Genomic DNA, 9,674 nt, shown 5'->3' with positions numbered 1-9,674 from the left:
CCGAACGAGCCGGGCCAGATCACCTGCACCGCGGCGTAGAGGTAGGCAAACGCCCAGGCCACCACCGTGAACGCGGCTCCGGTCGCGAAGAGCTCGTCGCGGGTCACCACGTCGTCGTGGAAGAGATAGCGGATCATCGCGTAGGAGACGAACAGGTAGAACGGCACGTGGAAGAAGGCCGAGGCCAGCACCACCCAGCCCTCGTCGGGCACGACCGACTCCCACACCGCGAAGATCATCGCCGGACCGCCGAAGATGCAGGCTGCCCAGGAGAAGGCCGGGGTGAGGCGTACGGCAGCGACGGCCGCCAGCAGGAGCAGCAGCTGGAGCACGCCGAGCCCGGCGCGGCCGGCCGTGGATCCGTCGAGGAACGGGTAGGCCAGGACAGCGACCAGCTGGCCGAGCAGCAGTACGGCGGAGGGGTGGTCACGCATCGCCCTGATCACGTTCGTCACAACCGCCCACCCTAGGACCCCGTGGGCCAGTAGCGTCGACACCATGCGCGCAGCCATCGCCCTCGCCTCCGTGGTCGCTCTCGGGCTCTCGACCGCCGCCTGCGCCGGAGACCCCTCTCCGGCCACCACCCCGCCGCCGCTCAACCCATCGGGCTCGGCCAGTGCACCCGCGAGTCCCTCCTCGTCGACCCCTGCGGCGGTCCTACCGACCTCCGACCGGGTGCCCACGCTCGACGTCCAGGTGGCGGGCGACGGGCTCGACCACCCGTGGGACGTCGCCGACATCGGCGAGGACCGGTACCTGATCACAGAGCGCGACCGGGCGGTGCTGGCGCTGATCGAGGGCGGGCAGCGGCGGGAGATCCCGCTGGAGGACCACGACGTCTGGGTCTCCGGTGAGACCGGCCTGATGGGACTCGAGATCGACCCCCGCTTCGCCGAGAACCGCCGCATCTACACCTGCCAGGGCTGGAACGGAGGTGAGGACGTACGCGTGATCTCCTGGACCCTCGACGCCGGGCTGACCAGCGCCACCCAGGAGCGGACCCTGATCGACGGCCTCCCCACGAGCTCGGGACGACATGGTGGTTGCCGGCTGCTGATCAGCGCGGACGGTGCGCTGTGGGTCGGCACCGGCGATGCCGCGACCGCGGAGAACCCGCGCAGCCTCGACTCGCTCGGCGGGAAGACACTCCGGCTCGACCCGCGGACCGGGGAGCCCTGGCCGGGCAACCCCTGGGCGGGCGACGAAGGACCCCGACGATTCATCACGAGCTTCGGCCACCGCAACGTCCAAGGGCTGGCACAGCGGGCAGACGGCACCATCTGGTCGATCGAGCACGGCTCCGACCGCGACGACGAGGTCAACCAGATCACCCTGGGCGGCGACTACGGCTGGAACCCGGGCTCAGGCTACGACGAGTCGGTGCCGATGACCGACCAGAGCCTGCCCGGCGAGCAGATCGAAGCGGCGTGGAGCTCGGGCAACCCGACCGTGGCCACCGGCGGCGGCACCTTCATCCCGGTCCAGGACCGGTGGGGAGCCTACGGCGGGGCGCTCGCCGTCGCCGTGCTCAAGGACCAGGAGCTGCGAATCCTCTCCTTCGACGAGTCCGGCAAGCTCACCGACGACAGCTCGCCCGAGGCCCTGCACGACCACGGGCGGCTGCGTACGGTCTCGCTGGCGGCCGACGGGGACCTCCTCGTCACCACCGACAACGGTGGCGGCGAGGACGTCCTGCTGCGGGTCACACCGCGCTGAGGATCACTTGTCCTCGGTGCCCGCGCCGCCCTCCCAGGCCTTGTCCTCCTTGTCCCAGCGCTCATTGTTCTCCTGCACCTTCTGCAGTGCCAGGGACGCTTCGGCGTGGGAGGCGTAGGGACCGAGCCGGTCCTTGGCCTTGCAACCCTCGTAGGGCTCGACGGTCTTGTGCTTGAGGCAGTAGTAGAACTCGCCCGCGTGCTCGTCGCTCATGCCGCCACCTCCGTAGCGCAAGCGCCAGGATACGGACGCGGCGGCATGATGACCTGATTGCTCGTTCGCTGACGCTCACTCATGTTGCCAACCTACCGTTGTGCGAGATGTTCGCGTGGGCAACAGCGCTGTTACACGGATTTCAGTAGGTTGCCAGCATGAGCCAGATGTTCGACGCCTACGAGACTCGAGATCCGGCCTACGACGAGATGTTCGCCGGCAGCGAGCTGCGGCCTCCCTACCAACGGCTCGGTGACTCCTTGGGCAGGCTCAGCGCGTCGGAGCTGATCAGCCGGGTCGAGGCGATGCACGCCAGCTATCTCGACCAGGGCGTCACGTTCGACATCGGCGGCGAGGAACGGGCCTTCCCGCTCGACATCGTGCCGCGGGTCATCGAGCGCGACACCTGGTCCACGATCGACAAGGGCGTCCAGCAGCGGGTCAAGGCGCTGGAGCTGTTCCTCGCCGACGTCTACGACGAGGGCAAGGTCTTCGACGACGGGGTGATCCCGCGCGAGGTGATCACGACCTCCAGCCACTATCACCGCGCTGCCGCGGGGGTGCACCCGCCCAACGGCGTACGCGTCCAGGTCTCCGGCATCGACCTGGTCCGTGACAACGTCGGCGAGTTCCGCGTGCTGGAGGACAACGTCCGGGTCCCGTCGGGCGTCTCGTACGTGATGACCAACCGCCGCGCGATCTCGGCCGCGCTCCCGGAGACGATCGCCGAGCACCGGATCCGGCCGGTGGCCAACTACCCGCAGAAGCTCCTCGCGGCGCTGCGCGCGGCAGCTCCGGCCGGCGTCGCCGACCCGACCGTGGTCGTGCTGACGCCCGGGGTCTACAACGGCGCCTACTTCGAGCACGCGCTGCTGGCCCGGACGATGGGGGTCGAGCTCGTCGAGGGACGTGACCTGGTCTGCCGCAACGGGCAGGTGCTGATGCGTACGACCAAGGGGCTGGCCCCGGTCCATGTCATCTACCGGCGCATCGACGACGAGTTCCTCGATCCGGTGCACTTCCGGCCCGACTCGATGCTCGGCTGCGTGGGGCTGATCGACGCCGCCCGGATGGGCAACGTGACGCTGGCCAACGCGGTCGGCAACGGGGTCGCCGACGACAAGCTCGTCTACACCTACATGCCCGACATCATCCGCTACTACCTGGCGGAGGATCCGATCATCAAGAACGTCGACACCTGGCGGATGGGCGACGTCTCCTCCCGCGAGGAGGTCCTCGACCGGCTCGACGAGCTGGTCCTCAAGCCCGTCGACGGCTCCGGCGGCAAGGGCATCGTGATCGGGCCGACGGCCTCGGCGCGCGAGCTCGAGGTGCTGCGCGGCAAGATCCTGGACGACCCCCGCTCCTGGATCGCGCAGCCGGTGGTGCAGCTCTCGACGGTCCCGACCTTCATCGAGGGACATCTCGGAGCGCGGCATGTGGACCTGAGGCCGTTCGCGGTCAATGATGGCGACAAGGTCTGGGTTCTTCCCGGTGGCCTGACTCGGGTGGCGCTCGCCGAAGGCGAGCTGATCGTGAACAGCTCCCGTGGCGGCGGCTCCAAGGACACCTGGGTGCTCGCCGGACCGACGTCGCCCCGGCCGACCGGTCAGGGGCAGAGCCAGGGTCAGTCCCAAGCGCAGGGGGTTGCGTGATGCTGAGTCGCATCGCCGAGTCGATGTTCTGGATCGGTCGCTACGTCGAGCGCGCCGAGGACACCGCACGGATACTCGACGTACAGACCCAGCACATCCTCGAGGACGCCGCCACCGACGAGGAGACGGCCTGCCGCTCGTTGCTCGCAGGGATGGGCGTCGAGATCCCTCCGACCGAGAAGGTCGGCCTGCCGCAGACTCTGGACATGCTGGCGTACGACACCACCGCACCGACCTCGATGGCCTATGCACTGGGGGCAGCCCGGGAGGCGGCCAGGGGCGCGCGCGAGACGCTCTCGGTGCCGTTGTGGGAGGCGCTGAACACCACCTACCGGGCCATCCCGGCCGGGCAGTTCAAGCACATGCGGGCGCCGTTCGTCTTCGGCTGGGTGCGCGACCGGGTCGCCCAGATCAACGGCACCGCCGACGCCACCATGATGCGTGACGAGTCCTGGCAGTTCCTGATGCTGGGCCGCTACGTCGAGCGCGCCGACATGACCTCGCGCCTGGTCGCGACCACCTCCTTGACGAGCGCCGGCGGCGCGTCGCAGTGGAACTCGACGCTGCGCGCCTGTGGTGCCTACGACGCGTTCCTGCGGGTCAACAAGGGGGTCGAGACCGAGCAGGCGGCCGCGGAGTTCCTGCTGCTCGACCGGATCTTCCCGCGCTCGGTGGTGCATGCGCTGCAGCGTGCCGAGGGCGCGCTGGACACGCTGGAGGGCACGACCCGGAGGGCCGGCTTCTCCGACGAGGCCCACCGTCTGATCGGCCGGATGCGGGCGTCGCTGGAATACCGCTCGCTCCACGACCTGCTGGCCGACCTGCCCACCGAGATGGAGCGGCTCCAGGTCACCTGCGCCGAGGCCACCGAGGCGGTCACCAAACGCTACTTCGCCGGCGCCGAGGCACTGGCGTGGCAGCCGGTCTGAGGAGTCTGATCGAGATGAGCATGCAGTTCCGCATCGTGCACACCACGACGTTCAGCTACGACGGGCAGGCGGTCGCCTCCTACAACCAGGCGCGGTTGACTCCCCTGACCACGCCCAACCAGATCCTGGTCCACCACCGGCTCGACGTCTCGCCGAAGCCGTGGACCTACGAGTACAAGGACTACTTCGGCAACGAGGTCACCGCGATCGAGGTGCTCGAGGCGCACCGGGCGCTGAAGGTCTCCGCGACCAGCACCGTCCAGGTCTCCCGCGAGCCCGGGCCGGTGCCCGTGCTCACCTGGGAGGAGGCCGCGCTGCCCGGAGTCACGGACCGGTACGTCGAGTTCCTCGGGCTGCCCGAGCACGTGGCGCCGGGCGAGGAGCTCGCCGCCCGGGCGAAAACCATCGCGGCCACGGCCGGGCTTCCGGGCGAGGCCGCGCTCGAGATCGGCCGGGCGGTCGCCGAGGCCGCGCCGTCCGATGCCACTCACCGGCTGCTGGGCGCGCTGCGTACGGTCGGGATCCCGGCGCGCTACGTCTCCGGCTACGTCTACCCCGGCGGTGCCCACTCCTGGGTGGAGTGGTGGGACAACGGGTGGCACGGCATCGACCCCGCCACCGGCACCGAGCCCGGCGACGCCTACGTCGGTGTGGCCACGGGTCGCGACCACACCGACGTCAAGCCGCTGGGCGGGATCTACTCCGGCCCCGCGGAGCCGACCGTCGAGGTCAGCGTCGAGATGACGCGTCTGTCCTAGTCGAGGTCAGAGGGAGGACTCCGCCGAGAGCGCGTTGATCACCTTCGCCAGCGCGATGTCACGGCTGGTGACCCCGCCGGCGTCGTGGCTGGTCAACCGGATCTCGACGTAGGGATAGCGCAGATCGATGTCGGGGTGGTGGTTGGCCTCCTCGGCCTTCGCACCGATCGCGTTGACCAGCGAGAGACCGGTGACGAAGTCCCCGGTCTCCACGCGGGCGACGATGCTGTCGGCCTCGCCGGAGGCGTCGAAGGTCCAGCCCGGCAGCTCCTCTCGGGCTACCTGCTCGGCGGTGAGAGTCGTGGTGTCAGGTTCCATGACTCCACCCTCTCACTCCACGCTCACTCCACGCTCACTCCTCGCGCTGGGCCAGCCGGTTGCGTACGCGGTAGACGGCCGCGTGGTGGTCGTAGTCGTCGCTCATCACGGCCGCCAGGCGCAGCGGGCCGAGGGCGTCCTCGAGACGGTCCTGACGCTCGAGCACGCGACCGAGGGAGTGCTGGCTCCAGGCGTCGCTCGGGTCGCGTTCGACGAGCCAGCGCAGCTCCGCCTCCGCCTTGGCGAGCTGAGCCCGGAGCATGTAGGCCCACGCGCGCATGCTCCGCAGCCCGATGTTGTCGGGGTCGTCGGCGAGCGCCGGCTCCAGGATCTCCAGCGCCTCCACCGGGAAGCGCCGCGAGAGCAGGTCGTGGGCCGTCCGGTAGGCGGTCTCGTGGGCGGTCTGGCCCGGGAAGACGACGGCCGGGGCCACGTACTCGAACTCTTCGTTCTCGGTCATCACACCCTCCGAACGTGATACCCCACCACGGTATTCCATCTGCGCCCGCGATGGGAGCACCATGGTGACGGTTAGGAGGTGAACGCGCATGCACGCATCAGTCGGTGACCACCTCGTCGTCATGGGACAGCACGTCGGCGACCACGTTCGGGAGGCCGAGATCATCGAGGTCAGCCACCCCGACGGCAGCCCGCCCTACCTCGTACGCTGGAGCGACAGCGATCACGAGTCGCTCGTCTTCCCCGGTCCGGATGCCCACATCGAGCCGGCCTCGCACTAGACTTTTCCTGCGGACGGGCTGGCCGGGCGATCGCGTCGTAGAGATACGTCGAGGAAAGTCCGGGCTCCACAGGACAGGGTGGTGGCTAACGGCCACCCGGGGTGACCCGCGGGACAGTGCCACAGAGAACAGACCGCCTCTACCCTCCAGGTAGCGGTAAGGGTGAAACGGTGGGGTAAGAGCCCACCAGTCCTCGTGGTGACACGAGGAGCTAGGTAAACCCCACCCGGAGCAAGACCAGACAGCGTACGTTTGAGGGCGGTCCGTCCGAGTGCGCGGGTAGGTCGCTAGAGGCCATCGGCAACGATGGTCCGAGATGGATGGTCGCCGATCACAGAACCCGGCTTACAGGCCAGCCCGTCCGCATCTCACCGGGCCAGGGATGCTGCCGGCTGCCGAAAGGGCGTGATGCGGGTTGGGTGACCAGGCAGAGTAGTTCGTAGCACGCGGCGCACTCGCCGGGTTGCTGCTTTCGCACTGCCCGCACGACCCGACCTGCCCACCGCGGCATCCGAACGCCCTGCGCGTCCTGGTGACCTCGGCTGATCCGACAGGAGACGTGAGATGGACCCGACCACCGCGATCGCCCGCTTCGACAGAGTCCGGGCTGACACCGAACTCCTCGCAGCACCCCTCTCGCCCGAGGACCAGACCGTCCAGTCGATGGCGGATGTCTCCCCCACCAAGTGGCATCGCGCGCACGTGACCTGGTTCTTCGAGACCTTCGTGCTCGCCGAGAACGAGGCTGGCTTCGCACCGTTCCAGGACCAGTACTGGTTCCTCTTCAACAGCTACTACGAGCAGGTCGGTCCACGGTACGCACGGCCGATGCGTGGCGTGATCAGCCGCCCCGGCGCGCACGAGGTCGGCGATTACCGGCGCAATGTCGACAACCGGGTCAGGGACCTGCTCGACCGCGTGGACGAGGGCACCTTCGCCAAGCTCGCCCCGACCATCGAGCTCGGCTTCCACCACGAGCAGCAGCACCAAGAACTGCTGCTCATGGACATCAAGCACGTGCTGTCGCTCAACCCGCTGCAGCCGGCCTACGCAGGGCGGCCGGCCGAAGGCGACGGGAGCGATCGGCTGGGGTGGGTCGACATCGACGGCGGCCTGGTCGAGATCGGTTCCGACGGAGGCGGCTTCTGCTTCGACAACGAGCTTCCGCGGCACCAGCAGTGGCTGGAGCCGTACCGGCTCGCCGACCGGCTGATCACCAACGGCGAGTGGCTGGAGTTCATCGCCGACGGGGGCTACCTACGCCCGGAACTGTGGCTCTCCGACGGGTGGGCGCGGGTCAACGCCGAGGCCTGGAAGGCGCCCTTCTACTGGCGCGAGGCCGACGGCGTGTGGTTCGAGCACACCCTGCACGGCACCACACCACTCGACCTGAGCCTGCCGGTCTGCCACCTGAGCCACTACGAAGCCGACGCCTACGCCACCTGGGCGGGCAAGCGTCTTCCCACCGAGGCCGAGTGGGAGCACGCCGCCCGCAGCTACGAGGTGTCCGGCAACCTCGCCGACCGGGACAGCTTCCACCCGCGTGCGGCCGGCCCGGCGACCGGCGGCCTGCGACAGCTCTTCGGCGACTGCTGGGAGTGGACCTCCTCGGCCTATCTGCCCTATCCGGGCTTCCACCCCGCCGCCGGCGCGATCGGCGAATACAACGGTAAGTTCATGTCGAACCAGATGGTGCTCCGCGGCGGTTGCGCGCTCACTCCGCCGGGACACACCCGAGCCTCCTACCGCAACTTCTTCCCGCCTGGCGCACGCTGGCCCGTCACGGGGCTCCGGCTCGCCGACGACGGGGGCGGTGCGTGACCTGGACGGCCGCTGTCGCGTGTGCTGAGCGCGGCATCCTCGGACCGCCTCAGTTGCACCTCGACTGGGCCTGCCCTCACGACTGCGACCCTCCGCTACGACTCGGTCCGTGGACTGTCGCAGTCAGCGGCACCATCGACGCTTCATGGCGCCTGGTCCTCGAGAAGGCGCAGCAGGAGCGCCTGCCGGTCGGCTCCGCCGTCGTCCGGATAGCCAACGAGATCGACGTCGGTGGTTTCTCGGTCCTCCTCAGCGACGGGGAGGACCTCGCCCTGCTGACCGGCGACCAGGGCGGCCACCTGGCCGAGCCGGCGGCCTGGGAGTACGTCGTCAGCACCCTTCCACTTCAAGGCACTTCGTCCAGACCGATCCCTCCGCGCACCATCGGCGTCCTCAGCCCGTGCGGGCCCACCTGGTGGCGACTCGACACACCCCACCCCAACCCGAAGGAGAACCTCGCGTGACCCTCGACATCGACGGCGGGACCACCAACACACCGACCCGGGGCAGGATCACCACCCTGTTGACAGCCGAGGATCTGCGTCAGAGCCTCGCGGAGGACGCGCGCACCGGCTTGAGCGCGGCGCCGAAGTGGCTGCCACCGAAGTACTTCTACGATCAGCGTGGTTCGGAGCTGTTCGAGGAGATCACCCGGTTGCCCGAGTACTACCCGACTCGCACCGAGCGGGCGCTGCTTGCCGAGTATTCGCACGAGATCGCCGAGGACTCCGACGCCGAGGTGCTCGTCGAGCTAGGATCCGGTTCCTCGGAGAAGACCCGGCTCCTGCTCGATGCGCTGACCCGGACCGGTCGGCTGACGACGTACGTCCCCGTCGATGTCAGCGCCAGCGCGCTCACTCAGGCGATGGACGCCCTCGCCGAGGAGAGGCCGGGGCTGGTCCTGGACGGCGTCGTCGCCGACTTCGACCAGCATCTCGGGCAGCTGCCGACCCCGGGACGACGGCTGATCGCACTCCTCGGCAGCACCCTGGGCAACTACGACCGTTCAGGGCGAGCGCGGTTCCTGCGTTCGGTGGCCGCCGCGATGCAACCCGGTGAAGGCCTGCTCCTCGGACTGGACCTGGTCAAGGACCCCGGCCGACTCGTTGCGGCCTACGACGACGCCTCCGGCGTGACCGCCGAGTTCAACCTGAACGCGCTGCACGTCCTCAACCGAAGCCTTCGCGCCGACTTCGATCCCGACAGCTTCCGACACCTGGCCCGCTGGAACAACGAGGAGGAACGGATAGAGATGCGGCTCGTCGCACAGGGATCCGCCCGCGTGGAGCTGGGCGAGCTCGACCTCGTCATCAAGTTCGACGAGGGTGAGGAGCTCCTCACCGAACTTTCCTGCAAGTTCCGCCGGCACAGCGCCGCCGACGAGCTCGCGGCGGCGGGCTTCGGCCACCTTCGCTGGTGGACGGATCCGGACGAGGCGTACGCGCTCGTGCTGGCCAAGCGCTGACCACTATGGCCTGGGCCCCGCTCCTCCGTTCTCGGAGCAGCGGGGCCCAGGTCTATGTG

Annotated in this window: 12 protein-coding genes and 1 other RNA gene; 9 read left to right on the top strand and 4 right to left on the bottom strand. The window is 69.1% G+C overall.

Going from position 1 to position 9,674, the window contains the following annotated elements:
• A partial coding sequence (locus ACFVJS_RS22945) for a two pore domain potassium channel family protein (protein WP_378885367.1) occupies positions 1 to 455 on the bottom strand: 455 nt, incomplete at its 3' end.
• 43 nt (positions 456 to 498) lie between these two features.
• Here ACFVJS_RS22945 and ACFVJS_RS22940 point away from each other — a divergent pair.
• Entirely contained in the window at positions 499 to 1,716 is a 1,218-nt protein-coding gene (locus ACFVJS_RS22940) for a PQQ-dependent sugar dehydrogenase (protein ID WP_378885364.1), read from the top strand.
• 3 nt (positions 1,717 to 1,719) lie between these two features.
• Here ACFVJS_RS22940 and ACFVJS_RS22935 read toward each other — a convergent pair whose 3' ends face one another.
• Entirely contained in the window at positions 1,720 to 1,929 is a 210-nt protein-coding gene (locus ACFVJS_RS22935) for a hypothetical protein (RefSeq protein WP_378885361.1), read from the bottom strand.
• A gap of 158 nt (positions 1,930 to 2,087) precedes the next feature.
• Here ACFVJS_RS22935 and ACFVJS_RS22930 point away from each other — a divergent pair, with 158 nt between their 5' ends.
• From ACFVJS_RS22930 to ACFVJS_RS22920, 3 genes are read left to right on the top strand one after another with little or no spacing between them, the layout of a single operon-like run.
• The gene (locus ACFVJS_RS22930) at positions 2,088 to 3,584 is read left to right on the top strand and encodes a circularly permuted type 2 ATP-grasp protein (RefSeq protein ID WP_378885358.1); all 1,497 of its coding nucleotides are present in this window, start codon (positions 2,088 to 2,090) and stop codon (positions 3,582 to 3,584) included.
• A complete protein-coding gene (locus ACFVJS_RS22925; protein WP_378885356.1) occupies positions 3,584 to 4,513 on the top strand; it encodes an alpha-E domain-containing protein in 930 nt (309 codons plus the stop codon). Before ACFVJS_RS22930 ends, ACFVJS_RS22925 begins: the two co-directional genes overlap by 1 nt.
• A gap of 14 nt (positions 4,514 to 4,527) precedes the next feature.
• The gene (locus tag ACFVJS_RS22920; RefSeq protein WP_378885353.1) at positions 4,528 to 5,271 is read left to right on the top strand and encodes a transglutaminase N-terminal domain-containing protein; all 744 of its coding nucleotides are present in this window, start codon (positions 4,528 to 4,530) and stop codon (positions 5,269 to 5,271) included.
• 6 nt (positions 5,272 to 5,277) lie between these two features.
• Here ACFVJS_RS22920 and ACFVJS_RS22915 read toward each other — a convergent pair whose 3' ends face one another.
• Both ACFVJS_RS22915 and ACFVJS_RS22910 read right to left on the bottom strand, forming a co-directional pair.
• Entirely contained in the window at positions 5,278 to 5,589 is a 312-nt protein-coding gene (locus ACFVJS_RS22915; RefSeq protein ID WP_378885351.1) for a 4a-hydroxytetrahydrobiopterin dehydratase, read from the bottom strand.
• 34 nt (positions 5,590 to 5,623) lie between these two features.
• Entirely contained in the window at positions 5,624 to 6,049 is a 426-nt protein-coding gene (locus tag ACFVJS_RS22910) for a tetratricopeptide repeat protein (RefSeq protein WP_378885348.1), read from the bottom strand.
• Between the two features lie 88 nt (positions 6,050 to 6,137).
• Here ACFVJS_RS22910 and ACFVJS_RS22905 point away from each other — a divergent pair, with 88 nt between their 5' ends.
• From ACFVJS_RS22905 to egtD, 5 genes are all read left to right on the top strand, one after another.
• Complete coding sequence (locus ACFVJS_RS22905) at positions 6,138 to 6,329, top strand: DUF1918 domain-containing protein (RefSeq protein ID WP_196873524.1); 192 nt, start codon at positions 6,138 to 6,140, stop codon at positions 6,327 to 6,329.
• A 14-nt stretch (positions 6,330 to 6,343) separates the two neighbouring features.
• An RNA gene (gene rnpB / locus ACFVJS_RS22900) (RNase P RNA component class A) lies at positions 6,344 to 6,693 on the top strand.
• A gap of 200 nt (positions 6,694 to 6,893) precedes the next feature.
• Positions 6,894 to 8,150, top strand: a complete 1,257-nt coding sequence (gene egtB, locus ACFVJS_RS22895; RefSeq protein WP_378885345.1) for an ergothioneine biosynthesis protein EgtB — start codon at positions 6,894 to 6,896, stop codon at positions 8,148 to 8,150.
• Complete coding sequence (locus ACFVJS_RS22890; RefSeq protein ID WP_378885342.1) at positions 8,147 to 8,614, top strand: hypothetical protein; 468 nt, start codon at positions 8,147 to 8,149, stop codon at positions 8,612 to 8,614. The genes egtB and ACFVJS_RS22890 overlap by 4 nt, the downstream gene beginning before the upstream one ends.
• Positions 8,611 to 9,615: an L-histidine N(alpha)-methyltransferase gene (egtD, locus tag ACFVJS_RS22885; protein ID WP_378885339.1), complete on the top strand. Its 1,005-nt coding sequence runs from the start codon at positions 8,611 to 8,613 to the stop codon at positions 9,613 to 9,615. The genes ACFVJS_RS22890 and egtD overlap by 4 nt, the downstream gene beginning before the upstream one ends.
• The last annotated feature ends 59 nt before the right edge of the window (positions 9,616 to 9,674 follow it).

The organism is Nocardioides sp. NPDC057772, from assembly GCF_042798075.1.
Lineage (GTDB): Bacteria > Actinomycetota > Actinomycetes > Propionibacteriales > Nocardioidaceae > Nocardioides.
Note: the sequence above shows the minus strand (reverse complement) of the source record. Positions and strands in the feature narration are given on the sequence as shown.

Coding starts and splice junctions, on each gene's coding strand:
- ACFVJS_RS22905 (WP_196873524.1), top strand. CDS start 6,138: ATGCACGCATCAGTCGGTGACCACCTCGTCGTCATGGGACAGCACGTC.
- ACFVJS_RS22940 (WP_378885364.1), top strand. CDS start 499: ATGCGCGCAGCCATCGCCCTCGCCTCCGTGGTCGCTCTCGGGCTCTCG.
- ACFVJS_RS22935 (WP_378885361.1), bottom strand. CDS start 1,929: ATGAGCGACGAGCACGCGGGCGAGTTCTACTACTGCCTCAAGCACAAG.
- ACFVJS_RS22910 (WP_378885348.1), bottom strand. CDS start 6,049: ATGACCGAGAACGAAGAGTTCGAGTACGTGGCCCCGGCCGTCGTCTTC.
- ACFVJS_RS22915 (WP_378885351.1), bottom strand. CDS start 5,589: ATGGAACCTGACACCACGACTCTCACCGCCGAGCAGGTAGCCCGAGAG.
- ACFVJS_RS22925 (WP_378885356.1), top strand. CDS start 3,584: ATGCTGAGTCGCATCGCCGAGTCGATGTTCTGGATCGGTCGCTACGTC.
- ACFVJS_RS22930 (WP_378885358.1), top strand. CDS start 2,088: ATGAGCCAGATGTTCGACGCCTACGAGACTCGAGATCCGGCCTACGAC.
- ACFVJS_RS22920 (WP_378885353.1), top strand. CDS start 4,528: ATGAGCATGCAGTTCCGCATCGTGCACACCACGACGTTCAGCTACGAC.
- egtB (WP_378885345.1), top strand. CDS start 6,894: ATGGACCCGACCACCGCGATCGCCCGCTTCGACAGAGTCCGGGCTGAC.